Source organism: Bradyrhizobium sp. UFLA05-153 (assembly GCF_054185185.1).
The window spans coordinates 38,842-64,520 of record NZ_JBBIAM010000031.1; the positions used below are offsets into that span (position 1 = coordinate 38,842).

20 protein-coding genes and 2 tRNA genes are annotated in these 25,679 nt (G+C 64.9%); 2 read left to right on the top strand and 20 right to left on the bottom strand.

All coding sequences use genetic code 11. The features are described 5' to 3' along the window. Positions 1-100: 100 nt before the first annotated feature. The gene (locus Q2941_RS20055) at positions 101-703 is read left to right on the top strand and encodes a DNA-3-methyladenine glycosylase (RefSeq protein WP_458193508.1); all 603 of its coding nucleotides are present in this window, start codon (positions 101-103) and stop codon (positions 701-703) included. A gap of 110 nt (positions 704-813) precedes the next feature. Here the strand turns inward: Q2941_RS20055 and Q2941_RS20060 are convergent, their stop codons facing one another. From Q2941_RS20060 to Q2941_RS20110, 11 genes are all read right to left on the bottom strand, one after another. Beyond that, the gene (locus tag Q2941_RS20060) at positions 814-3,687 is read right to left on the bottom strand and encodes a valine--tRNA ligase (protein ID WP_458193509.1); all 2,874 of its coding nucleotides are present in this window, start codon (positions 3,685-3,687) and stop codon (positions 814-816) included. Between the two features lie 143 nt (positions 3,688-3,830). Then, a complete protein-coding gene (locus Q2941_RS20065; protein ID WP_254112391.1) occupies positions 3,831-4,589 on the bottom strand; it encodes a PopZ family protein in 759 nt (252 codons plus the stop codon). Positions 4,590-5,002: 413 nt separating this feature from the next. Next, entirely contained in the window at positions 5,003-6,409 is a 1,407-nt protein-coding gene (locus Q2941_RS20070; RefSeq protein WP_027523246.1) for a TolC family outer membrane protein, read from the bottom strand. 199 nt (positions 6,410-6,608) lie between these two features. After that, positions 6,609-7,274, bottom strand: a complete 666-nt coding sequence (locus tag Q2941_RS20075; protein WP_458193510.1) for a protein-L-isoaspartate O-methyltransferase family protein — start codon at positions 7,272-7,274, stop codon at positions 6,609-6,611. A gap of 139 nt (positions 7,275-7,413) precedes the next feature. Then, positions 7,414-7,593: a hypothetical protein gene (locus tag Q2941_RS20080; RefSeq protein WP_254095211.1), complete on the bottom strand. Its 180-nt coding sequence runs from the start codon at positions 7,591-7,593 to the stop codon at positions 7,414-7,416. A 165-nt stretch (positions 7,594-7,758) separates the two neighbouring features. Then, positions 7,759-7,833 (bottom strand) — tRNA-Asn (locus Q2941_RS20085). 154 nt (positions 7,834-7,987) lie between these two features. Next, positions 7,988-8,356 (bottom strand): hypothetical protein, encoded by a 369-nt coding sequence (locus tag Q2941_RS20090; protein WP_027527048.1) that lies wholly within the window; start codon positions 8,354-8,356, stop codon positions 7,988-7,990. A gap of 229 nt (positions 8,357-8,585) precedes the next feature. Next, on the bottom strand, positions 8,586-10,289 hold the full coding sequence (locus tag Q2941_RS20095) for a flotillin family protein (RefSeq protein WP_254112389.1): 1,704 nt from the start codon (positions 10,287-10,289) through the stop codon (positions 8,586-8,588). An 11-nt stretch (positions 10,290-10,300) separates the two neighbouring features. Continuing rightward, positions 10,301-10,972, bottom strand: coding sequence for an OB-fold-containig protein (locus tag Q2941_RS20100; RefSeq protein WP_254112388.1), 672 nt, complete (start codon positions 10,970-10,972; stop codon positions 10,301-10,303). A gap of 10 nt (positions 10,973-10,982) precedes the next feature. Continuing rightward, a complete protein-coding gene (locus tag Q2941_RS20105; RefSeq protein WP_458193511.1) occupies positions 10,983-12,146 on the bottom strand; it encodes a PspA/IM30 family protein in 1,164 nt (387 codons plus the stop codon). A gap of 290 nt (positions 12,147-12,436) precedes the next feature. Next, the gene (locus Q2941_RS20110) at positions 12,437-12,697 is read right to left on the bottom strand and encodes a hypothetical protein (protein ID WP_027527052.1); all 261 of its coding nucleotides are present in this window, start codon (positions 12,695-12,697) and stop codon (positions 12,437-12,439) included. Between the two features lie 262 nt (positions 12,698-12,959). Here Q2941_RS20110 and Q2941_RS20115 point away from each other — a divergent pair, with 262 nt between their 5' ends. Beyond that, on the top strand, positions 12,960-13,139 hold the full coding sequence (locus Q2941_RS20115) for a hypothetical protein (RefSeq protein ID WP_027527053.1): 180 nt from the start codon (positions 12,960-12,962) through the stop codon (positions 13,137-13,139). Positions 13,140-13,185: 46 nt separating this feature from the next. Here Q2941_RS20115 and Q2941_RS20120 read toward each other — a convergent pair whose 3' ends face one another. The 9 genes from Q2941_RS20120 to Q2941_RS20160 form a co-directional block, all read right to left on the bottom strand. After that, positions 13,186-13,338, bottom strand: a complete 153-nt coding sequence (locus Q2941_RS20120; protein ID WP_458193512.1) for a hypothetical protein — start codon at positions 13,336-13,338, stop codon at positions 13,186-13,188. 196 nt (positions 13,339-13,534) lie between these two features. Then, positions 13,535-13,608 (bottom strand) — tRNA-Cys (locus Q2941_RS20125). A 360-nt stretch (positions 13,609-13,968) separates the two neighbouring features. Continuing rightward, positions 13,969-14,736, bottom strand: coding sequence for an ABC transporter ATP-binding protein (locus tag Q2941_RS20130; protein ID WP_458193513.1), 768 nt, complete (start codon positions 14,734-14,736; stop codon positions 13,969-13,971). Between the two features lie 9 nt (positions 14,737-14,745). After that, positions 14,746-15,543, bottom strand: a complete 798-nt coding sequence (locus Q2941_RS20135) for an ABC transporter permease (protein WP_084801747.1) — start codon at positions 15,541-15,543, stop codon at positions 14,746-14,748. A 105-nt stretch (positions 15,544-15,648) separates the two neighbouring features. Then, positions 15,649-16,389, bottom strand: coding sequence for a tRNA-uridine aminocarboxypropyltransferase (locus tag Q2941_RS20140; RefSeq protein ID WP_254112386.1), 741 nt, complete (start codon positions 16,387-16,389; stop codon positions 15,649-15,651). Positions 16,390-16,446: 57 nt separating this feature from the next. Beyond that, entirely contained in the window at positions 16,447-19,548 is a 3,102-nt protein-coding gene (locus Q2941_RS20145) for an efflux RND transporter permease subunit (protein ID WP_458193514.1), read from the bottom strand. Further along, positions 19,548-22,694: an efflux RND transporter permease subunit gene (locus tag Q2941_RS20150; RefSeq protein ID WP_027527058.1), complete on the bottom strand. Its 3,147-nt coding sequence runs from the start codon at positions 22,692-22,694 to the stop codon at positions 19,548-19,550. Before Q2941_RS20150 ends, Q2941_RS20145 begins: the two co-directional genes overlap by 1 nt. A gap of 27 nt (positions 22,695-22,721) precedes the next feature. Continuing rightward, positions 22,722-24,137 (bottom strand): efflux RND transporter periplasmic adaptor subunit, encoded by a 1,416-nt coding sequence (locus tag Q2941_RS20155; RefSeq protein WP_458193515.1) that lies wholly within the window; start codon positions 24,135-24,137, stop codon positions 22,722-22,724. Then, positions 24,127-25,599 (bottom strand): efflux transporter outer membrane subunit, encoded by a 1,473-nt coding sequence (locus tag Q2941_RS20160; RefSeq protein ID WP_458193526.1) that lies wholly within the window; start codon positions 25,597-25,599, stop codon positions 24,127-24,129. The genes Q2941_RS20155 and Q2941_RS20160 overlap by 11 nt, the downstream gene beginning before the upstream one ends. Positions 25,600-25,679: the final 80 nt, after the last annotated feature.

Genomic DNA, 25,679 nt, shown 5'->3' on the forward strand with positions numbered 1-25,679 from the left:
AGTCGGTATCGCAGGGCATCGCAACCCGCTCGCGCCGCTTCAGGGAACATGGCAGATATGGGCAATATCCTGCTCTGTCGTCTAGCGATTCTCACCTCGAATGGCTCCAAAATCGAAGCCCTCCACACCCACCCTGGGCAAGCCGCTGAAGCGTGGCTTCTTCGCGCGCAGCGTCCACGAGGTCGCGCCCGACCTGATCGGCGCGACACTGCTGGTGAACGGCGTCGGCGGGATTGTCGTCGAGGTCGAGGCCTATCATCATACCGACCCGGCGGCGCACTCCTACCGCGGGCCGACGCCGCGGAACCGGGTGATGTTCGGCCCGCCCGGCTTTGCCTATGTCTACCGCTCCTACGGCATCCATTGGTGCGTGAACTTCGTCTGCGAGGAGGAAGGCTCGGCCAGCGCCGTCCTGATCCGCGCGCTGGAGCCGACGCATGGGATTGCCGCGATGCGCCGCCGGCGCCATCTCGTCGATGTGCATGCATTATGCTCGGGACCCGGCAAGCTGACGGAAGCGCTTGGCATCACGATTGCGCACAACGCCCTGCCCCTCGACCGCCCGCCGATCGCATTGCACGCGCGCACCGGCGACAAGGAGATCGCGATCGGCATCCGGATCGGCCTCACCAAGGCGGTCGAGCTGCCCTGGCGCTACGGCGTCAAGGGCTCGAAGTTTTTGAGCAAGCCGTTTCCGAGGTAGCTGTCATTCCGGGATGGTCCGAAGGACCAGACCTCCGAGCGCAATTGCGCTTCGGGGAATCTCGAGATTCCGGGTTCGATGCTGCGCATCGCCCCGGAATGACCGAAAGATCACGACACCTGCTTCAGCCGCTCCTGCGCCTCGAACAGCTTCGCCTTGCGCGCCAGCGCGGCCTCGCGCTTTTCGCGCTCCTCCTCGACGACCTCTTCGGCCGCATTGGCGACGAATTTCTCGTTCGCCAGCTTGGACTCGGCGCGCTTGATGTCGGCATCGGCCTTGGCGATCTCCTTGTCGAGACGCACGCGCTCGGCGGCGAGATCCACCACCCCCTTCAGCGGCAGCGCTGCGACCTCGCCGCGCACCAGGATCTGCACGGCACCGTCAGGCGCGCGATCGGCGAAGGAGATGTCCGAGAGCCGCGCCATGCGCTTGATGACATCGGTCCAGCGCGGCGCGCGCTCCTTCGTCTCCGCGGAGGCGCCGGCCAGCACCAGCGCCGTCAGCGTCGCCGGCGGGATGTTCATCTCGGCGCGCACCGAACGGATCTGCGTCACCAGGTCGATCACCCAGCCGATCTCGGCTTCCGCCGCAGGATCGGTGAAGTCGGCGTGGTCGAAGATCGGCAGCACCATCGGGGACATGAAGGCCCCGTCATTCGGCATCGATGCCGCGACCATCGCGAGCTCTTCCGCCGTCGGCCCGGCGGACTTCAGCGGCCATGGCGCCAGCGTCAGCAACTCCTCGCGCTTGGCGCTCACTTCCCACAGCTCTTCGGTGATGAAGGGCATGAAGGGGTGCAGCAGCTTCAGAATCTCGTCGCGCGCCCAGGCGACCATCGCGCGGGTCTCGGCCTTCGCCGGACCATCCGGGCCGAGCAACACGGGCTTTGCGAGCTCGACATACCAGTCGCAATAGACGTTCCAGACGAAGCGGTAGATCGCGCCCGCCGCATCGTTGAAGCGATAGGCCTCGATCGCTTCCGTCACCTCGCGCGTGGTGTGCGCGGTCTCGTGCGCGATCCAGCGGCTCAGGGTCTGCGTCGCTTTCGCGGGCTCAAAACCCTCGGGCACCACGCACTGGTTCATCTCCGCGAAGCGGCAGGCATTCCAGAGTTTGGTCGCGAAATTGCGATAGCCTTCGACGCGGCTGGTCGCGAGCTTGATGTCGCGCCCCTGGGCTGCCATCGCGGCGAGCGTAAAGCGCAGCGCGTCGGCGCCGTACTCGTCGATCAGGTGCAGGGGATCGATGACGTTGCCCTTCGACTTCGACATCTTGGCGCCCTTCTCGTCACGGACGAGGGCGTGGATGTAGACGGTCGAGAACGGCACCTCCTTCATGAAGTGCAGGCCCATCATCATCATCCGGGCGACCCAGAAGAAGATGATGTCGAAGCCGGTGACCAGCACGTCGGTCGGGTAGTAGCGCTTCACTTCCGGCGTATCGTCGGGCCAGCCGAGAGTGGAGAACGGCCACAGCGCGGAGGAGAACCAGGTGTCGAGCACGTCCTCGTCGCGGGTGATGAAGCCCTCGCGCTTGTTGCGGTCGAGCGCCATCTCGCGCCCCTGCTCCGGCGTGATGACCTCCTGCTCGGCGTAGTAGCCGAGCGCGTGGCTGACTGCCTCCTCCTCGGTCTCGGCGACGAACACCTTGCCGTCCGGCCCGTACCAGGCCGGAATCTGATGGCCCCACCAGAGCTGACGCGAGATACACCAGGGTTGGATGTTCTCCATCCACTCGTAATAGGTCTTCTCCCAGTTCTTCGGCACGAAGGTCGTCTCGCCGTTCCGCACCGCCGCGATGGCGGGCTTTGCGAGCGTCTTGGCGTCGACGTACCACTGGTCGGTGAGGAAGGGCTCGATCACGACGCCGGAGCGGTCGCCATGCGGCACCATGTGGGTGTGCGGCTCGATGCGCTCGATGAAGCCGAACGCCTCCAGCCGCTCGACGATGCGCTTGCGCGCGGCGAAGCGCTCGACATTGTGGAATTCCGCGGCGAATTGCGAGGCGCCCTCCGGCAGGTCGCGCAGGTAATCCTCGTTGTCGACGAGATCGAGGCAGCCCTCCTTGTCGAGCACGCTGATCTGGCGCAGGCCATGGCGTTTGCCGACCTCGAAATCGTTGAAGTCGTGCGCCGGCGTCACCTTCACCGCACCCGAGCCCTTCTCGGGGTCGGAGTAATCGTCGGCGACGATTTTGACCTTGCGGCCGACGAGCGGCAGGATGACGTGCTTGCCGACGAGCTTCTGATAGCGCTCGTCCTCGGGATGCACGGCAACGCCGGTATCGCCGAGCATGGTCTCCGGGCGCGTGGTGGCGACGACGATGAAGCTCGCGGGATCGTCGGGGCTGAAGCTCTTGCCCTCGATCGGATAGCGCAGATACCAGAGGCTGCCCTTGACCTCGACCTGCTGCACCTCGAGATCGGAGATCGCGGTGAGCAGCTTCGGGTCCCAGTTGACCAGCCGCTTGTCCTTGTAGATCAGGCCATCGCGGTGGAGCTCGACGAACACCTTGATGACGGCCTTCGACAGGCCCTCGTCCATGGTGAAGCGCTCACGCGACCAGTCGCAGGAGGCGCCGAGCCGCTTGAGCTGGTTGATGATGGTGTCGCCGCTCTCGGCCTTCCACTCCCAGACCCGCTCCAGGAATTTCTCGCGGCCCATCTCGCGGCGGCCGGGCTGCTGACGCTCCATCAGCTGCCGCTCGACCACCATCTGGGTCGCGATACCGGCATGGTCGGTACCAGGCTGCCACAGCACGTCGCGGCCGCGCATGCGCTCGAAGCGGCACAGCACGTCCTGAAGCGTGTTGTTGAGCGCGTGGCCCATGTGCAACGAGCCCGTCACGTTCGGCGGCGGGATCACGATGGTGAAGGGGGTGGCGTCGCGCCGGTCGGGACGGCCTGCCTTGAAGGCAAGGCTGTCCTCCCAGACGACGGACATGCGGGCTTCGATATCGGCGGGCTGGTAGTTTTTCTCGATCATGGGGCTGCTAAAAAGCCGTGCGCGGCGGCCAAGTCAACGGAAAGTGTCAACGGAAAGCCAGGCGGCGAAACGGCTTTCCGGCCCGGTCGCCAGGCCCAATGGGTCATAAAAGCAGGGCTTTATCGGGACCACGCGGCCCGGCCTTACCGGCCGCCGCGCGAGACCCGCTCGATTTCCGCCTTCACGATGCGTTCAACGAGGCCCGGCAGGTTGTCGTCGAGCCAGGATTTCAGCATCGGCCGCAGCATCTCCTTGACCAGGTCCTCCAGCGTGCGCGCATTCGAGCTCAGGACGGTATGGGCCAGGGAATTGAAGGCGGATTCGACGGCGGAGACCGTGGTCTGTGCCAGGAATGGCTGCTGCGGCGGCAGCGGCGGCGCGTCGAAATTCACCGGTTGGTAGGACGGTGGCGGAGGAGCCGGCCGGAACGGCGTCGCCGCGGCTTCGGCGAATTCGACATCGTCGCCCGGCTCAACCTTGCGAAAGCTCGGTGGTGGAGGCGCTGGCGTCTCCACCGCCATCTCGTCGGTCAGCTCGAGCACGTCGGGCTCGGGCTCGGGTTCCGGCGCCCGCATCTCGGGCGCGGGGGTCGCCTCGTCCAGCCCCGCCAGCAGTGCGTCGATATCGTCCTGGTTGTTGCTTGCGGCCGGCGCCGGAGCCGCAGGCTTTGCAGCCGGTGGTGGCGCAGCCGGTTTTTCGGCGGCAGGCTTGGCCGGCGCGATCTTGGACGGCGGAATGTCATTCATCGCGGCCGGCTTGGGCGCCGGCGCGGCAGCGGGCTTGGCAGGTTCGGCGGCCTTCTCGGCCAGCGGAGGCTTGGCCTCATCGTCGGCAATGATGCGCCGGATCGAGGCCAGAATCTCCTCCATCGAGGGTTCTTGCACCTTTGCAGGCTGCGTCATCTCCGACTCCACATCATCAACGCCCTCGCATGCGTTGTTTTACACCAAGCACGACAGGATTGGCCGGTTCCGAACGGGTGGCTCAGCATTTTCGCCACGACCGCCTGACTTGTCCCCAGATCACGGCGATTGCGACTCATTGCGCGGCGGTGCGCCCCCTGCCCACGTCACCGAAGCCTTACGCAAACAACATGAGGTGCGGCGCGAATCGCGCCAGCATCTCAGTGAAAGGCTATGTCAGGGCGTTTGATGATTGCAAGCAAACCGCAAGTCGGCATCGCCATGATGCAACGCCGACCTAAAGCGCGACGAGATTCGAATGAATCGTCATCGCGCTTTAGGTTGTTGTCTGAGCATGATCTTTTCGGAGAACCGCTTCACACTTTTCCGGATCATGCTTCTGGTCGCGGAGATCAGCGTCCGTCGGGCGTGCGCACGCCGGCCCAGCTATCGCGCACCTGGTGGTAGTGCACGCTGGGATCGTAGACGTTGGTCTTCAGGCCGAGCACCTGCGGAGACAGGCGGCCGACCGAGCTGAGAACGCGATAGGAATTCACGACGCGGTCGTGCTGCGCTTGCACAAGGTTGATGCGGGCGTTGACCAGCGCCTGCTGCGCGTTGAGGACGTCGAGCGTGGTGCGCTGGCCGGCCTTTGCCTCCTCGCGCACGCCGTTCAGTGCGATCTCGGACGCCGTCACCTGGGCCTGCGTCGATTGCACCTGCGCCTTGGACGCGTCGAGCTGGCCCCAGGCAGATACGGTGTCGGACCGAGCCTGGTCGCGCGTTTGGTCGAGCGCGAGCCGCTGCTGCGCCAGCGACTCCTTGGACTGCCGGATCAGCGAATATTCGCCGCCGCCCTGATACAGTGGCATCGAGGCCTGTGCGATGGCGGCAGCGCTGAACGTGCTTGGAGTGATCAGAGTTTGCTCATAGGCTTGATTGACCGTGGCCTGGAACGTGAGCGTCGGCAGCAACGCGCCTTCGTTCACCTTCAGGTTCATGAAGGCGACATCGATCCCGAACATCGCCGCCGTTACGGTCGGGTTTTGGATGAGCGTTAGCTCGACCGCCTTTGGCAGCGACTGCGGCAGCAGGCGATCCACCGGCGAGCCGGGCGCGAGATTGACGGGCTCGATGCCGATGATGCGACGATAGTTCGCACGCGTCGCCGTCAGCGTTGCTTCGGACTGCTGCTCGAGGGTTCGCCCCGCAGCCAGTTGTGCTTCGGACTGGGCCACGTCGGTGCGGGTGACTTCGCCGACGTTGAAGCGGTCTCGCGTCTGCTTCAACGTCTGCTCGAGCACGCGGACGTTGCTCTTGTTGACCTCGACCGTCGCCGAATCGCGCAGATAGTCCATGTAGGCCTGCGCCGCCGAGAACAGCACCTGCTGCTCGAGATTGCGCAATCCCTCGCGAGCGCCGGAAACCTGATTCTCCGCGGCCCGGGTCCGGTTACCGGTCTGGTTGCCGTTGAACAGCGTCTGGGACACGGTGAGACCGGCTGCACGCGGTGCATTATTGCCACTGTTGACCGTGTGTATCACGAGGCCACCGGTACTGGCTGCCGTCGAGTCGCTGTGCAGAACTTGAGCGCCGACGCTCGCGTTCAGCGAGACTTTGGGGCGATATCCGGACAATGCCTGCGGCACGTTTTCGTCCGTCGAACGGACGAATGCGCGCTGCGCGTTGAGCTGCGGATTATCCTGATAGGCGCGCACCAGCGCGCCTTCGATCGTCTCCGCCAAGGCCGACGAATGCCCCGCGAGCGCCATCAGGAGGACCGAAGCCGCAGCTCCGGTGAAGAGCTTCACCCCATGCATCCCAGAAGTTCCGTTTCATTCTTATCGCCGGCTCGTGCCCGCGAGCCGGGTGACAGAGAGTCGTTGCCCCCGGCGCACCATAGGACGTGGTCAAGCCGGACGGAACTACCCGGCGGTTGTTCGCAGCGGAAAGTCTTCACGTGCAGCATCCCTGCCACACTTCTGATTCAGAACGGTATTTTTAACGAGTTCCACCCCGTCAGAAGACGAAGGCGGGCGCCCGCGCCAGGCCGGGAAGAACCGGGGCTGCTGCGTCGAACAGCGCGCGGTGGCCGAATTCGCCATGGGCGCGGGTCACGATCATGGCCCGCGGGGGCGTCGTCTCGGCCGACACGCCGACCAGCCGCCCGCCTTCCTTGAGCTGCTCGAAGAGCACGTGGGGTGTCACTTCGGTCGCCCCGTTCAGGATGATCACATCGTAGGGGGCAGCCGCCGGGTCCCCATCCGCGCTGGGCGCGGCTGCGCACGTCACATTCGCAAATCCGAGGGCAGCCAGATTGCTATTCGCTTTTGCGGCAAGCGCCGAATCGCTTTCCGTAGCCGTGACTTGCGCAGCGAGCCTGGCGGCAAGTGCCGCGACGTAACCGCTGGCGCAGCCGACCACCAGGACACGATCAGCCTCGCCGATCTCGGCCGCCTGCAGCAGCTTGGCGGTGAGCGCCGGCTTGATCAGGTACCGCTTGGCCGATCCGGCCTCGGCGACGTCGAGATCGAGGTCGAGGTAGGCCAGCGCCTGCCGGCTTGCGGGCACGAAAGCCTCGCGGGGGATGGTGAGCATGGCATCGAGGATGCGGCGATCGGTGACGTCACTGGTGCGCACCTGGCCATCGACCATCTTTTGGCGCGCGGTCGCAAAACCGGACATTTAGGGAACCCTGGAATGCGGACGGCGCCGCGGAAAAACGTGGCGGCATCTTTGGAACATGCCCCGCCAAAACGCAACACGGCGATTGCCTCGAGGCGGAAGCCTCGGGCTCGTCAGCATGGACTTGGGGCCTTGGGCCCTATTCGATCGCGACGGCGAGCCGGCCAATCAAGGCCGCGACTTCATCCAGCCGGGCCGAATCGCGCGTCTCGACCGCGCGAGCGAGCAGCGCGAGGCATTCGTCGTCGCTGAGATCGGGGATGTCGGTGGGCAGAATCGAGGGGGACAAGTGGGAATGGTCGACCTGAACGTTCGGCATCGGAATCAGCTCCGCGTAAGCCCAGCGTCAGGGAACCTCGATTTGAATTGAGTCGAATTGGCGTCGTAGCGATGTAGGCGCGGCAGACGACGTGCACGTCCGCGTGAACAGCCTCGCGCTCCGGCACATCAGTGCGCGGCAAGATATTGAAGTTGATGAGAAATTTGGCTCCCCGGGCTGGATTCGAACCAGCGACCATCCGATTAACAGTCGGATGCTCTACCGCTGAGCTACCGAGGAAAAGGGCGAACCGACGTTCGCGCGCGGCTGCGTATAACAAAGCCTCCGGCGCTTGCAAAGGACGAATTCGTCATATCCTCGCCATCACGAGGGAGGGCGCGCGTCCCCTCCCCGCCGGTCCTGCTGTGGGCGCGAACGCGCCGTGATCCGACGCTCACTCCGCAATGAAGGAGGTCGTCTTGGTACCGGGGTCGTAGCGCAGCCTCAGGACGTTGAACTTGCAGAGGTTGACGTTCTTCCACAGCACGGATTCGTTGTAGTTCTGCCAGTCGACGCGGATGTTCCAGACGCATCCTTCATCGTCGTCGTCGAACTCGACATAAGTGCTCGCCTGGTTCTGCAAGGTCTTGTCGAGCTCGTTGTCCCATTCGTCCAGACCATCGTCCGGCGAATTGAAGCCGAGAAACTTGATGGCGTAGCCGGTCTCGTTGACGACGGAGACGTTGCGGGAATCCGCGGCCTGCGACGGCGCGGCTGCGACCGAGAGACCGAGTGCAATGAGTGCAGACAGAAAATATTTCATGAGAGCCCCAATGAAAAAGAACATCCGCCGCCTGCCCATCCTGGGCGCAGGTGCCGGGGCAACAAATGGCGTTGCCTTGCAAAACTCGTCCGGAGAGCGATCGAAAGGTTCAACACACGATCGACCTGCACTCCGGAACGGTACGCCACGCGAGAAGCGCACGGCCTGTTCTTATCGACTAGGGCTCACGCCAGCAATGAATGGGCATTCATAGCCGACGCATCACAGCCTACTCTGCTGCGTCGGTTGTCTGAGGCGCGGGCACGCTTGCCGCAACCTCGACCGCAGCACCATTGCTCTTGCCGGTGACCGCGCCGACCAGCGCCTTCACGGGATCCTCACCCGGCGCAAATCCGCTCTGGCGCAGGATCTCGTCGATCATCGGCCGCAGCGCATGCACCTTCAACAGCTCGCCGGCGAGACCTTCGCCGAAGCCGGCATTGCTGCCGTTCGCACCACTGCCGCCGAACGCGCCACCAGTGTGCAGGATGCGAACGTCCTTGATGTTGGCGATCGGCTTCACCATCTCGGCGAGCGCCGAGGGCATCATCTCGATCCGCTTCTTGGCGATCTCGAAATCGATCACGTTGCTGCCGAGCTTGTTCTGCGCCTCGTTCTTCATGGTGATGACGGCCGCCTCGGCTTCACCGATGTTCTTGACGCCGACTGCCTTGATCTTGTTGGCCTCGGCTTCCGCGCTCGCGAGCGTCTTGGTGGCCTCGGCGCGGTCGAGCGCCGCCTTCTTCTCGGCTTCGGCCGCAACGATCAGCTCGGTCGATTTGCGTTCGGCCTCGGTGCGTGCGGCGAGCACCTGGGTCAGGCGGGCGCGGTCGGCAACCTCGACCGCGCGTGCGGTCACGACCTTTTCCTCCGCGGACACGGCCACGGCTTCCGCAGTCTTGGCTTCGGCGACGGCTTCGGAGGTCTGCTTGCTCTTGGCGGCGATCTGGATCTCGTTCTCCTGCGTCGCGATCTGGATTTCGCGCTGCGCGTCGGTCTTGCGCTTGTTGATCGCGAGATCGGATTCGATCACCGCCGTTTCCTTGATCTGCTTGGCGCCGGCCTCCTTCTCGGCGACCGCGCGGTCGGTGTCGATGCGGGCGTTCTCTTCCGTGAGGCGCGCGGTCTGTGTCGCGGTGGCGACTTCCGCGCGGGTGCTCGCGGTCTTGTTGGCGATGTCGCGCTCCTGTGAGAGCTCGGCCTCCTTCTTGGTGCGCTCGATCCCAAGGGTCTGCTGCCGCGCCTCGAGGTCCTTTTGTGCGATCGCCACCTCGTTGTCGCGGACGATGGCGTTGCGGTCGCGCCGGCGGGTCTCGGTGATGGTCTTGAGCTGGGTGAGACCCTCCGCGTCGAAGAAGTTTTCCGGGTTGAAGAACTTGACGTCGGTCTGGTCGAGCTTTGTCAACGACACCGACTCCAGCTCAAGACCGTTGGACTTGACGTCGGATTCCACGGTCGCCTGCACGTGCTTGACGAAATCGCTGCGCTTCTCCTGCAGTTCCAGGATGGTCATGGTGGCTGCCACCGAACGCAGGCCGTCGACGAATTTGGCTTCGACCTGGTTGCGCAGCGCTTCGGCGTCATTGGTCAGCGCGCCCAGCGTCTGGCTCGCCAGCGCAATGCTCTCATCGTCGGGGCGGACGCGGACATAGAACTCGGCGACGATGTCGACGCGCAGGCGATCCTTGGTGATCAGGGATTCCCGCTCCTTGCGCTCGACCGTGAGCCGCAGCGTCTTCAGGTTGACGCTAGCATAGGAGTGGAAGATCGGCAGGATCATGGCGCCACCGTCGAGCACGACCTTCTTGCCACCGAGGCCGGTGCGGACGAACGCTTCGTCGCGCGTGGCGCGCTTGTAGAGGGTGGTGAAGACGATGCCCAGGACGAGGATCAGCGCAACGCCGATCATGGCCGGGACTGCGATGTCAAACATAGATTTCTCCGCTAATTACTTTGCTGATTGCTTAGAGTGGATTTGGATGGTTTGAGTTCATCGTCGGCTTTCACCGCCAAAAAGCGGGTGCCGACGCGATCGACCAGCAGGACGAGGCTTCCCTGCGCCAGCGGCTCGGACGAAGGCGCCGCGACCGCCCAGACGAAATGCCGGTTGCCATGGACGTCGGCGACACTGACGCGCCCGGGCGGCCCCTGGTCCAGGGGACCGATGACGACCTCGCCGATACGACCGACGAGATCTCCGAGGCCGACGGCATAGCTTTCGTCCTTTGGAATGATCCTGGCGATGAAGCCGCTGGAGATGCGCACCAGCGGAATTGACGCAGCCCCCGCGCCGAGCGCGGCGACGCTCGCCGGTAACGGGCCGGCGACCATCCGCGCAATGTCCTGGATCAGGAAGCCGGTGATCGAAAAGGCGCCGAGGAACAGCAGGAGGAAGATCAACAGTGGCACGCCACCGAGATTGATCCAGGAGATGGCGTTGATCACACCATTGTCGCTGTGGTGGCCGAAATCGATGTTGGTGCCTAGGATCTCGCTCAGGGAAGCCCCGACCATCATCGAGACCACCTCGACCGATCCGACGATGACGATCATGGCCGCCGCGATTGCGAACGGCCTGACCTCCGGCGCCATTACATGTTCGAGCAATGTGCTCATCGGAGCGAACTCAGGAGCGCGTCTTCAACCGCGCAAGCCTCGCCGCGATCTCCTTGTCGCGATGCAACGCGCTGAGCTCGTCGATGTCGCTCGAAAACGGAATGCCCGCCGGCACGCCGGTGGCCCGCGCCACCGCCTTGCCCGCACGCAGCGCCTTTGCTGCGGCCGAGTTGCCGGTCTGTTTCTTCGACGTTTCGGTCGAATGCGTGCCGGCGGCCGCCTCGCTTTTTTCGAGGTCGGCGCGCCGCTGCTCGGCATCCTGGAGTGCCGAGAGCACCGCGCGCAGCGAGGTGACGCATTGCTCGATCTTCTCGTTGTTCTCGTCGATCGCGCGCGACAGCACCTCGAACTGCGCTTCGAGGTCCATCTGCCGCGCGATGCCGGCGCGGGCGAGGTCGTCACGGCTGTCGTCGATCGCGCCCTGGATCTTCTCGGCAAGATCGGTCATCGCGCGCTCGATCTCGCTGCGCCGGGCGTTCAGCCGATATTCCTCGGCGCGCGCGGCCGCGAGCGCCTCGCGCGCTTCGTTCTCCGCGTTCTCGATCTCGCGGATGGCCTGGCCCACGACCTTCAGCTTGTTCTTGCCTTCGGCCTGCTCGATCGCGTCATAGGCGATGCCCGCGATCAGGCGCCCGACCCGGGACAGGAAGTTCTCGGGGGCGGCAGCGATGGTATCCACGGCGTTCTCCTCCTCTGGCAGATTGTTCGGCGTGACGCCGTAGTGAATTTCGAAACCATCGTCGGTCCGGATCAGATGGGCGGGCACGCTTTGTCCCCAGCCCTCGGCGTAGCCGACGTAATCGAACGGCACGCTGAAGCGCCCCTGCACGGTGGCGATGGAGATCGTGGTCGGGCCCTTGAGCTTGGCGAGCTTGTCGTCGAGCGGCAGCCGCCGGCCGCTTGCCGCGCGATAGTCGGCGCGGTCGCGCAGGCCCAGCGTTACCAGGCGTGACGGCAGCCCGGTCTGTTTTCGGATCGCGTCGTAGGCGTGGGCATGCAGCAGCACGACGTTGGAGCCCACATTATGCGTGCGGGCAACCTCCTCCAGAATCTCCATCATGCGGTCATAGGCCTCGAAGGTCGCCTCCAGCGCGGCTTTGACGGCCGGCTCAGGGGCGAGCCTGTAACGCAGCGCGGATGGCGCTTGTCGGGGCGATTGGCTCATGGAAAGCACTAAAGCATCATTTTGGTGCTTTACAAGCGGGATCGACGATCACGTTCCACTGATCCTTATGCACTGTATTGGTTAGTCGCCGCTGATACCGGCGGCGTTCAAGGCGGCCGGTCACTGATAGATCACCGCCTATCAAGACTTCTTGCACGCGGTGGTTGCAATTTTCATCGAAATGGGAACGGCCGGCAGCGGCCACGCACAGCTTGTCCGCAGCATATCCACATGGCAACGGCGTCGATTTCGACTGTACATGCGCCAACTTGCTGCGCACGAACCCACAGGTGGCCGGCTCAGCCGCCCGCCTGCTCGAACACGGCGCGGCAGGCCTCGCTCAGGCTCGTCTTGTTGCGCCGCAGGCACGCGGTGATGGCGCGGACGTTGGGGATCTCGCCGGCGCAGAGGCGATAGACGTCGGGGGTGCAGGCCCGGCGCTGCTCGGGCGTGCCTTGCGCATGAGCGGCGGAAGCAAACAGCGTCAGGAACAATCCGAGAGTCGAGGCCCGGCGGGCCCGGCTCTTCACGCCTGCGAACTTTAGGAACCTCGCCTTCATGACTGACGTCTCCCGTCGGCTTCGCCCCCGGCCCACCTCGGCCGGCGTCACGTCAGACTTACGGGAAAGAAACTTCTGGGAATGTGATCTCTTTCACACTGTCCGGGCGGTGGAACCGCCTAGCTTCCGCGCGGGTTTCTTAGGGAAACGCTAACCAATCGAGCGCCGATCGCCGGATCGATAAAATTCGATCGATCCGCTCAATTGGGAAAAAAGCCGGTTTTGCGAATTTGCGCCGTCGGGACTGAGTCCGGAGGATGCGATGAGCGAAGCCGAGTTCAACTTGCTGCTGGATGCCGTGCGGGCCGCCATCGAGCCCGTGCCGGAGGAGGAATTCGTGCCCCGCTCGTGGAATTTTGACGCGCCGCTCAAAGCCGCCAACGATAACGAGGGCGCCTGGCCGCTGCTGCCGTTTCCGGATGGCTGGTACGCCGCCGGCTGATCGCGACGTCCCGCGCTCCTTTCTCCGTTAGCTCCGCGTCAACCAATCAGCTTTGGGTGCCCGACTGGTCGTCCGACTCACGCGGATCCCTGACGGGACCAGTGGACGGAAAGATGCTCTCATAGATCGCGCGGGCTTCCCGTATCAGACGGGCCCGCTCGATCTCGGACTTCGGAATAAATCGGACGATCTCGCCCACGTGCGCTCCAGGATTCTCGGTTCAAGGATTCATCATCCAGATCTAGGTGATGCGATCTTCATGCCAAGGCACCTGAATCGCGCTCAACCGCCAACCCCGGACAAATCCGGGTGAGTTCCGGGCGCGTCCCAGCATCCGGCGGAAAAAAGCCCCCCGCGCGCCGGCGTAATTGTGCTGGGAAATCAGGAGTTTGTGATGGAGGCCACGACCAGAATTGAACTGGTGTAAACGGTTTTGCAGACCGCTGCGTAACCACTCCGCCACGTGGCCCCGTAAGGCCGGACTGATATAGGGGATCAAAGACTTAGGCAACCGCCTTCGTCCGACTTCCGATCAGTTGTGGAAGGTCGTCCAAATTGCGGCGGGGCGGCCGCTACCCAAACATCTGAGCGAGCTTGATGCTTGCACAGATGATCATCCCCCACAGCGCAAAATTAATCTCGAGCGCGGCGAGCATGAGCGCTTTTCCCTGTGGCACCACTTTAGCCCGTGGTGCTCGATTTCTACGATCGCTCAGCCTTGCGATGGGCTCCAGCACATAATTTCGATTTTTTTTGCCGCGCCCGCCTTGGTCAGGTCACAAACGCGAACCAGCCGAGGCATCCGACTCAGAGGGCCAACAGCCGGGAGTCAGCCCCTGCCCTCGCCGGCGCCAGCCAGGTATTGGCCGAGGATCTCTTCGGTCGAACCTGCGGCAACGATACGTCCCTCGCGCAACAGGATCGCGCGGTTGCAAGTGTTCTTGATGAGATCGATGTCGTGCGAGGCGAGCACGAGGATACCGGCGCGCGCCACGATCGCGTCGAGCCGCTGGCGCGCTTTCCTGCGGAACTGCTGGTCGCCGACGCCGATCCACTCATCGAGCAGCACGATCTCGCCTTCGATCGCAGTTGCGACCGCGAAGATCAGGCGCAGCATCATGCCGCTGGAATAGGTACGCAGCGGCAGGTCGAGCCGGTCGCCGAGCTCGGTGAACTCAGCGATCTCCGCACGCCGCGCTTCGATCTCGGTACGCCGCGCTCCGATCACCAGCCCGCGCCGCAGGATGTTCTCGTAGCCGGTCGCCTCTTCGTCGAAACCGGCGGCGAGATCGAACAGCGACAGGCAGCGGCCGCAGACATCGACCGTACCTGCGGTCGGATGGTAGATGCCGGCCAGCACCCTGAGCAGCGTCGTCTTGCCGGCGCCATTGGCGCCGATGATGCCGAGCCGGTCGCCGGCGTGGATATCGAGATCGACCCCGTTCAGCGCGGAGACAAGGTGCGGGCGCGGCGCATTGCCGGCATTGCGCAACGTCACCGCGCGCACGAACCGGCTGCGCAGCGAGCGGTCGCGAAACGACAGCACGGGAAACGCGACCGAGACATTGCGCAGCACGATGTAGGCAGCGGGGCTCATGGCGCGCACCTAGAGCCAGTACGCCACGCGATGGCGGTATCTCGCGTAGCAGCCAAGGCCGATCAGCGCCATGCCGATCGCGTAGAGCGATCCGAGCAGCCATTGCTCCGGATCGGCCGGCTGCGACAAGAGCGGCTTGCGCACGAGATCGAGCAACGTTGCGAACGGATTGACCCGCGTCAGCCAGTGGAAGGCGGTGCCGCGCACTGCGTCCTCGGTCCAGATGATCGGCGTGAGGAAGAAGATGAATTGCAGACCGCTGACGATCGCCGATCCGATGTCGCGAAAGCGCGCGCAGAGCAGCCCGAGCGCAGTCGCGCCGCCGACCAGCGTGACCAGCAGGATAGCAAAGCCGGGAACGGCGAGCACCAAGGTCCAGTGCAGCGGCCAGGGCATCACGACATAGAGCAGACCGACCAGCAGCAGATGGTGCAGGAAGATGACGACGTTGCGCGCCGTCATCTGCAGCACGTGCACGATCAGCGGCGCCGGCACGGCCTTGATCAGATGGCCGGACGCCACGAAGACGTTGGAGCCTTCCTGGAGCGTTGCGGCGATCAGGATCCAGACGATCAGGCCGACGGCGAAGGACGGCAGGAAGACCGCGACGTCCTGCTTGAACAGCGTCGCATAGACCGTGCCGACGCTGGCGATGGTTGCAGCGAGCGTCAGCGTGATCCAGAGCGGGCCGATCACCGTGCGGCGATACCGCAAGGAGATGTCCATCAGGGCAAGCGTGCCCCAGCGATCGAATTGCGCGCCTTGCCGGACGATTTCTCTGGCCGCAGCCTGAATGCGACTTCCCATCCCGCTCCTGGCTTTCCAACGCTAGGCCCGATCACGGGATGGCAATATCTGCCCCCGAGTCTCTATCTTCCCGCTCCGCAGCGGGCAAGCCCTTGGCGCAGGCGGTCAGCCGCGGCGGCTGCGGCGAAAATCGCGCCGGCGGCCTCGGCCTGCCGGTTTTGGCGCAAGTTCCGGCATCTCCGCCAGCACTTTGCGATAGCGTGTTAACATCCGTTCAAAACTCGCATGCAGCGTCTCGGCAATATCCGGACGCTGCTGGAGGCTCGCGAGCATCATGGCCGCAGCCTCGATGGTGGCAAGCCCGTCGCGGCGCGGCTCGCGTCGCAAGCGCCCATAGCGTGAGGGGGCTGCGGGATTGAGGATCACGCGCTGGCACTTCAGCATCCAGGGATTGCGCCACCACAGCGCCTTGGCCTGGCTCCAGGTGCCGTCGAGCAGCACCACGCCCTCGATCCTGTTCAGGATGGCGCGTTGGTTGTCGGCGATATCTCCCTTGCGCGTAAGCGCGATGATCTCGGCGTCGCTATCGAGATCAGTGGCGCGCGCCGATCCGAGATAGAGCACCGCCCAGCGCGCGGGATCCGCCACGGGTTGCCCAAGCGCCTTGGCAAGGCTCGGCCATGACAGCCCGACCCGCACCGTCGCATCGGCAAAATGCCGCGCCGTCAGCCGCGCGGTGCCGAGTGCCCTGTCCTGCTCCTGCGGATGCTGAAGGATCAGCAGCGCGATGCGGCTGTCGAGCGGCGTGACGCTGTCGCAGATGCACAGCGGCATCGGCTTCTGGCAGTGCGGACAATCGGCGACGGGTTCGGGCGCTATGGTGGCGACGTCAGACGGGTTCGACATCCAGCCGCTATACGCTTGGCCCAAGCCTTCAACAACCGTTATTGCCTTCAACAACCGTTATTCCGCCGGCACATGCGCTGCGCCCGGCTCGGAGCGGCGGCGCAGGCGATCGATCAAGAGATAGATCACCGGCGTCGTGTAGAGCGTCAGGATCTGCGATACGAACAGTCCGCCGATGATGGTGATGCCGAGCGGACGCCGCAGTTCCGTGCCGGGTCCGGTCGCAATGACCAGCGGAATGCCGGCGAACAGCGCCGCCATGGTCGTCATCAGGATCGGGCGGAAGCGCGCCTGGCAGGCCTCGAAGATCGCATCCGCCGAGGACAGGCCGCGCTGCCGCTCGGCATCGAGAGCGAAGTCGACCATCATGATGCCGTTCTTCTTGACGATGCCGATCAGGAGGATGATGCCGACGAAGGCAATCACCGTCAGCGGCGTGTTGGTGAGCTGGAGCGCGAGCAGCGCCCCGAGCCCGGCTGATGGCAGGGTCGAGATGATCGTGAGTGGATGGGCAAGGCTCTCGTAGAGCACGCCGAGCACGATATACATCGCCACCAGCGCGCCAAGGATCAGCAGCGGTTGCCGGCCGCTGGTCCGGGCGAAATCGCCGGCGCTGCCGTCAAAGCTGCCGCGAATGCCTTCGGGCATGTGCAGCTCCTCGACCGCGCGCTGGATGTTCTGGGTCGCGACCTGCAACGGCACGTCCGGCAAGGTGTTGAACGAGACGGTCGTCGAAGGGAATCCTTGCGAGTGAAATACGGCGAGCGAGGCGAGCCCGCGCTGGGCGCGGACCACGGCTGACAACGGCACCTGCACGTCATTGGCGCCCGCAACATAGATGCGGTCGAGATTGGTCGGGTCGACCTGGAATTTCGGGTCGGTCTCGAGCACGATCATGTACTGGTTGCGTTGGGTGTAGATGATCGAGATCTGCCGCTGCGCAAACGCGTTGTTCAGCGCATTGTCGATGTCCTGCACGCGGACGCCGAGCCGCGAGGCGTTCTGGCGGTCGATGGAGAGGGTGAGCTGCAATCCGCCCGGATCGCGATCGGCGGAAACGTCGGTGATGCCTTCGACCGTCTCCATTCGCTTGGCGACGATCGGCGCCCACTGCTGCAACAGGTCGAGATCGGTGCTCGACAGCGTATATTGGTAGTTCGAGTCGCTCTGCCGTCCGCCGGTGCGGACGTCTTGTGCCGCGAACATGAACAGGCGGATGCCGGCGACGCGATAGAGATTGCGGCGCAGGCGATCGATGACGATCTCGGTCGAGACATAGTTCCGCTCGGCCGGCGGCTTCAGGCTGATGAACATGGTGCCGCGGTTCGAGGTGGCCGGGCCGGGCCCGCCGCCGCCCAGCACCGAGCCGATGCCGGCGACGGCCGGGTCGGCCATCACAATGTCGGCGAGCTGCTGCTGCAGACCCAGCATCGATTGGAACGAGATATCGGCAGACGCCCGCGTTGCGCCGATGACGAAGCCGGAGTCGTCGGTCGGAAAATAACCCTTGGGGATCTTGATGTAGAGCGTCACCGTCAGCCCGATGGTGGCGAAGAAGACGAGCAAGGTCAGCAGCGGAAATTCGAGCCCCGTGCGCAAGGTTCGGGCATAGAAGGCGACGATGCGCGACAGCGAGCCTTCGATGACGCGGTCGAACAGCGTCGCCGTGCCCGAGGTGGTCTGACGGATGTAATGGGCGCAGATCATCGGCGTGACCGTGAGCGAGACCAGCGTCGAGACCACGATCGCAAAGGTCAGTGTCAGCGAGAATTCGCGGAGCAGCCGGCCGACGATGCCGTCCATGAAGATCAGCGGCGTGAACGCCGCGATCAGCGACAGGCTGATCGACAGCACGGTGAAGCCGATCTGCTTCGCCCCCTCCTGCGCTGCCTGGAACGGCCGCATGCCATGCTCGAGATTGCGGAACATGTTTTCGATCATCACGATGGCGTCGTCGACCACGAAGCCGACAGAGATCGCGAGCGCCATCAGCGAGAGGTTGTCGATCGAGAACCCCGCAAGCCACATCCCGGCGCAGGTGCCCGCGAGCGCCAGCGGCACCGAGATGCCCGCCGCGATCGTCGGTGTGATCCGCCGCAGGAACACGAACACCACCACCATCACCAGGACGGCGGTCGCCAGCAGCGTCCACTGCATGTCCTCGACGCTGGCGCGGATCGTGCCGGTGCGATCGACCAGGGTCGAAATCTCGACCCCTGCCGGAATCCATTGTTTCAGCTCAGGGATCAGCGCCTTGACGCGGTCGACGGTGTCGATGACGTTGGCATCGCCCTGCTTGGTGATCTGAATGATCACCGCCGGTTGCTTGTTGAACCAGGCGATCGAGCGGGCGTTCCGCACGGAATCCTCGATCTCGGCGACGTCGGAGAGCCGAACGTAGTTGCCGTTCGCGCTCTTGATCATGACGTCGCGAAATTCCTTCGCCGTGCGCATCTGCCGGTTCAGCGCCAGCGTCTCGCTCTGGCGCTCGCCGTTGAAGATGCCGACCGGGCCGAGCGGATTGGCGTTGATGATCGCGGTCCGCACGTCGTCGGTTGCGATGCCGGCATTCGACAGCGCGACCGGATTGAGCTGGATGCGCACCGCCGGCTGGTCCGCACCGCTGATCGTCACGTTGCCCACGCCCGGCACCTGCGAGATGCGTTGCGCCAGCACGGTATCGGCGACGTCATAGATCGCACTGGTGGTGAGGGTTTTCGAGGTCAGCGCCAGCACGTAGACCGGGGCACCCGCCGTGTTGGCCTTGCGGAAGCGCGGCAGCGCCGGCAGATCGCTCGGCAGGTCCACCAGCGAGGCGTTGATGGCGGCCTGCACGTCGCGTGCGGCGCGATCGATGTCGCGGCCGATGTTGAATTGCAGCTGAATATTGCTGATGCCGAGCGAACTGGTCGAGGTGATCTGATTGATGCCGGCAATCTCACCCAAGCGCCGCTCCAGCGGCGCGGCGACGGTTGCCGCCATTACCGAAGGATCGGCGCCAGGACGGCTGGCAGAGACGAAGATGGCGGGAAAATCGACGTTCGGCACCGAGGAGACGGGCAGGAACTCGTAGGCCACGACGCCCAGGAGAAACAGCCCGATCGAGAGCAGCGTGGTGGCGACGGGCCTGCGGATGAAGGGCTCCGAGATCGATGCCATCACATGCCCTCGGTTGCGCCCGCAACCGGCGGGCCTCCCGGCTCGGCCGGGGGCAGCGCGCGCTCGAGGCGGCGGTTGATCCGGTCGAGCGCGAGATAGATCACCGGGGTGGTGTAGAGCGTCAGCAACTGGCTGAGCAGAAGGCCGCCGATGATGGAGATGCCGAGCGGAAAGCGCAGCTCCGAGCCGGTGCCGCTTTCGATTGCCAGCGGCAGCGCGCCGAACAGCGCCGCGAGCGTCGTCATCATGATCGGGCGGAAGCGCAACAGGCAGGCCTGCACGATCGCTTCCGTGGGCGCCATCCCCTGCCCGCGCTCGGCTTCCAGCGCGAAGTCGATCATCATGATGGCGTTCTTCTTAACGATGCCCATCAGAAGGATGATGCCGATCAGGCCGATGACGGAGAGGTCCTGGCCGCACAGGACCAGCGCGAGGATCGCGCCGACGCCTGCGGACGGCAGCGTCGACAGGATCGTGATCGGGTGGATGTAGCTCTCATAGAGCACGCCCAGCACGATATAGATCGTGATGACGGCCGCAAGCAGCAGCCAGGGCTGCCCGGCGAGGGCCTTGGCGAATTCCGCGGCATCGCCAGCGTAGACGCCGACGATGCTGCCGGGCATGCCGATGCGGGTCTCGATCGCTTTCACCGCATCGACCGCTTCGCCGAGAGCTGCCCCCGGCGCCAGGTTGAAGCTGAGCGAGACCGCCGGGAATTGCGCCTGGTGCGAGATCGCCAGCGGTGCCGTGGTCCGTGTGAGCGTCGCCACGGCCGACAGCGGCACTTGGGCGTTAGGCGCGCCTACGGTGCTGCTGGCAGCGCCCGGCAGATAGAGCTTTGACAGGATCGACGGATCGCGCTGGTACATCGGCAGCGCCTCCAGCACCACGCGGTACTGGTTGGCCTGGCCGTAGATGGTGGATATCTGCCGTTGCGCGAAGGCATCGTTCAGGGTGTCGGTGACGGCTTGCAGGTTGACGCCGAGCTGTCCGGCGCGGGTCCGGTCGACGTCGAGCTGGGCACGCAAGCCGCCTTCCTGTGCCTCCGATGATACGTCGCGGAACAGCGGATCTCGCCGCATCTCGGCGACCAGCTTGCGCGACCATTCCGAGACGGAGGCCGCGTCGGTGCCGGTGAGCGTGTACTGATATTGCGAGCGGCTCGACTGGGTCGAGATCTGCACGTCCTGGACCGGCTGGAAGTACACGGTCATACCGGGGATCGCGGCGACCCGGTTCTTCAGCCTGTCGACGACCACGCTGACGTCGTCGCGCCGCTCGCCACGCGGCTTGAGCGTCATGACGAGGCGCCCGACATTGGTGGTCGGGTTGACGGAGCCAGCCCCGATCACCGAGACGACGCCGACCACGTCGGGATCGGCCTTGATGGCATCGGCGGCCTCGGTCTGTCGCTTCTGCATCTCGGCGAACGAGACGTCGGGGCCAGCCTCCGTCACTGCCGTGATCGAGGCCGTATCCTGGAGCGGCAGAAAGCCTTTGGGCGCGACAACGTAGAGAGCCAGGGTCGCGATCAGCGTGGCGAAGGTCACGACCAGCGTCGCGCGCTGATGATCCAGCACCCATAACAGGCTGCGGTGATAGAAGCCGACGGTCCAGTCGATGAAGCGGCTGACCGCGGCGAGCCCTGGGACCGCCAATTCCTCATGGGCGTGCTTGAGGAGGCGCGAGCACATCATCGGCGTCAGGGTGAGCGAGACCACCGCCGAGGTCACCACGGCGATCGTCAGCGTCAGCGCAAATTCGCGGAACATCCGGCCCACGAGACCCGACATGAACAGAAGCGGAATGAAGACGGCGATCAGCGACACCGTCAGCGAGATCACGGTGAAGCCGATTTCGCTGGCGCCCCTGAGCGAAGCCTGCATCGCGCTCTCGCCATTCTCCATATGGCGGACGATGTTCTCGATCATCACGATGGCATCGTCGACCACGAAGCCTGTGCCGATGGTCAGCGCCATCAGCGACAGGTTGTCGAGGCTGAAGCCGGCGAAATACATGATGCCGAAGCTCGTGATCAGCGACAGCGGCAGCGCGACGCCCGCGATCACGGTTGCGCGCAACGAGCGCAGGAACAAGAGTACGACCAGCGTCACCAGCACGACGGCGAGGATCAGCGTGAACTGCACGTCATGGACGGAGGCCCGGATGGTCACGGTCCGGTCCGAGACCACGGTCAGCTTCACGCCCGCCGGGATCGCGCGCTGGACTTTCGGGATCTCCGCCCGGATCTGGCTGACCACGTCGATCACGTTGGCGCCGGGCTGGCGCTGGATGTCGATGATCACCGCTGGCGTGCCCTGGTACCAACCACCGGTCCGGTCATTTTCCAGGCCGTCGACGATCTGCGCTATATCGCCGATGGTGACGGGCGAACCGTTGCGGTAGGCCACGATGATCGGCCGATAGGCATCGGCCGCGGCGATCTGGTCGTTGGCTGCGATCAGGTAGGACTGCTGCGCGCCGTCGAGTGAACCCTTCGGGCCCGAGACGTTGGCATTGGAGATCGCGCTGCGCAGATCCTCCATGGCGATGCCATAGGCAGCCAGCCGTGCCAAGTCGGCCTGGATGCGCACCGCCGGTTTCAGCCCGCCCAGCACCGAGACACGGCCGACGCCCGAAATCTGGCTCAGCCGCTGTGCGAGTATCGTGTCGGCAATGTCGCTCATCGCCCGCAGCGAGATCGTGTCGGAGCGCAGCGCAAGGGTCATGACCGGCGCATCCGCGGGGTTCACCTTGGCGTAGGTCGGCGGGTAAGGCAGCGTCCTCGGCAGCACGCCGGCGGCGGCGTTGATCGCGGCCTGCACGTCCTGCGTCGCGCCGTCAATGTCGCGGTTGAGATCGAATTGCAGCGAGATCTGGCTGACGCCGAACGAACTCGTCGAGTTCATCGCGGACAGCGACGGGATCTGCCCAAGCTGCCGCTCCAGCGGCGCGGTAATGAGCGAGGCGATGACGTCGGGGCTCGCGCCCGGCAGCTGCGTCGTCACCTGCACGGTCGGGAAGTCGACCTGCGGCAGCGCCGAGACCGGAAGCGAAAAATAGCCGAGCGCGCCGCCGATCAGCAGCGCGATGCCGAGCAGCGAGGTCGCGATCGGCCGGCGAATGAAGGGTTCGGAGACGCCCATGACACGATCAGTCGGTCGAGGTCGGGGTCATGGCTGCTTCGCTCCACTGCCCGATGAATCTGCCCCCTGTGCCGGTCCAGTCTGGCCTTTCTGGTCGCCCTCGCCGCTTTGCCGCTTGACACGGCGCTCGCCGTCCTTGCCTTGACCGTCCTTGGCCTGCCCATCCTTGGCGCCATCCTTGGCTTGACCGCCCTTCTGGGCATCCGGCGCGCGGGTGCGCTTGCGCGGCGCAAGATCGGCTGACGGCGTCTGGTCGTCGCGGCCGACGATCACCTTGGAGCCGTCGGAGAGATTGGCAAAGCCCGTGGTGACGACGCGATCCGTCGGCGACAGGCCGCTTGCGATCACGGCGTCGTGCTCGTTCTGCTGCGTCACCGTCACGGGTTTTGCCGAGACGATATCGCCCTCGCCGATGACATAGCTGAAGGTTCCGATCGGCCCGCGCTGCACCGCCGATGTCGGCACCACCAGCGCTTTCGGCAGCGTCTCGACCTTGAGGCGGACATTGACGAACTGGCCCGGCCAGAGCTGGTAGCTGGCGTTGGGGAATTCCGCCTTGAGCTTCAGCGTGCCGGTCGTCGGATCGACCTGGTTGTCGATGCCGGTCAGCTTTCCGGTGTCGATCACCGTGATGCCGTCATTGCCGAACACCTCGACCGGCAGCGCGCCTTTCGACGCGGCGGCGTTGACGCGCATGATCTGCTGCTGCGGCAGGCTGAACCACACCGCGATGGGCTGCAACTGCGTGATGACGACGAGGCCCGTGATGTCGGAGGCATGGATGATGTTGCCCTGGTCGACCTGGCGAAGACCCGCGCGGCCCGAGAGCGGCGCCACGATCTTGGTGTAGCTCAGCGTCGCCGCCGCGTTGTCGATCGCGGCCTGGTCGGCCTTGACCAGCGCCTCAGTCTGCGCGACCAGCGCGCGCTGGGTGTCGGCCTGCTGCTTGGAGCCGGCGTTGGAGGCCGCAAGCTGCTCGTAGCGTGTGAGGTCGATACGCTGGTTGGCGAGCTGGGCCTGGTCCTGGGCCTTCTTCGCCACAGCCTGATCATACTGCGCCTGGTAGATCGCTGGATCGATTTCCGCGAGCACGTCGCCCTTCTTGACGTCCTGGCCTTCGATGAAATTCACCGCGATCAGCTTGCCGTCGACCTGCGAGCGCACGGTGACGGTGTTGAGCGCGCGGATCGCGCCGACGCCGTCGAGATAGACCGGCACGTCCTGGACGCGCGGGGACGCCGCCAGCACGGGCACGGGCAGATCGGGCCGCGCATTGCGGTCATTGGCCGGCTTCTGGTGCCACGCGATCCAGCCGAGATAGCCGAGGCCGCCGAGGATCGCGAGCGTGATCAGCGTGGAGACAAAGCGGCGGCCGCGCCGGGACGTGCCGCGCTTGCCCGTCCCGTCCTTCGCCCCTTTCTTCGTGTCCGGCTTAAAGAGCATTGACCGGTTTCTCCATTCTCGGCTCCCAGCCGCCGCCCAATGCCTGGTACAGGCTGACGATCGCGAGCAGACGGGCAAGCTGCGCCTGCCACAGCGCATCTTCCGCCTGAAATAGTGTCTGCTGGACGTTCAGCACTGCCACGATGTCGGCCGTTCCAGCGCGCAACTGTTGCTCGGCAAGTTCGAAGGCGCGACGCGACGACGCAAGCACGTCGCGCTGCAATTGCAGCCTGATCGTCGTCTGCTTGATCGAATACAGCGCATTGTCAACGTCGGCAAAGGCCTGGACGATGGTCTTGCGGTAGATCTGGAGCAATTCCTCCTGGCGTGCCTGGGTGAACTCGAAATTGCCGAGGAGCCTGCCGCCGTCGAAGATCGGCTGGGTTGCGCTGCCAACGAGCTGGAAGAAGGCCGCGTGCGGCTGGAAAAGGGATACCAGTGCGGCGCTCTGATAGCCGCCATTCCCCGTCAACTGGATGCTCGGAAAGAATTGCGCCCGTGCATTGCCAATGTTGGCCGTCGCGGAGGCGAGCTGCGCCTCCTGCCGCCGGATATCCGGCCTTTGCGTCAGCAATTCCGACGGCAGGCCCGGCGTCACCCGCGGGATCGCGATCTGGTTCATCGACCCGCCCGCGATGCGCACGCTCTCCCGCGGCCGCGACACCAACACGGCCAACGCGTTGATGTTCTGGTCGAGCGTCTGCCGCAGCGGCGGCACCAGCGCCTTCTGGTTCGCCACCACGCTCTCCTGCTGCGCGACGTCGAGGTCGGTGCCCGTGCCCGCCTTGCGCCGCTCCTTGATGGCATCGAGGATGCGCTGCGCACTGGCGATGTTGCGCTGCGCGGTGCGCAGCCGGTCCTGCGACGCCAGCACTTGGAAATAGGCGTTGGCCACGCTGGCCAGCGTCGTCAGCGCGACGACATCGCGATCGAACCGATTGGCTGTGGCGGTCTCTTCCGCGGCCTGCAGCGCGTCGCGATTCTGGCCCCAGAAGTCGAGCTGGTAGCTGGCGCTGAGCGAGGCCGAATAGTTGACGACCTCGCGGCCACCATTGGTGAGACCGGAGGCTGAGGAGCCGGACGTGCGCGAATAGGTCTCCGACCCCGAGCCGGACAGGCTTGGAAGCAGGGCCGCGCCGGCCTGCCGCGCCTGGGCGTCGGCCTCGAAGATGCGCGAGACGGCGGCGGCGATGTCCAGGTTGACGGTCTGTGCCTCCTCCATCAATTGCGTCAGTTCTGTCGAGCGGAAGCCGCGCCACCAGTCGAGCGGCGGCGGCGCACCGGGCTTGCCGGCGTATTTGTATCGGCTGGGCACGTCGAGCGCCGGATCGGGCAAATCCTGCGTCAGCACGCAGCCGGCGGAGCTCAGTGCCAGCCCAAGCGCCAGCACCCGGCTGGCTGCGCCCGGCAGCCCAACCAGCAGCTCACGTGCGGGACCGTACGATCGCCGGACGGCGACCATCGGGAATCTTCGGGTCACATCCACCCCCTGCCGGGCAGACGCAGCTGCCACCGCGCGGCCGGATTAACCGATTCGCGGCA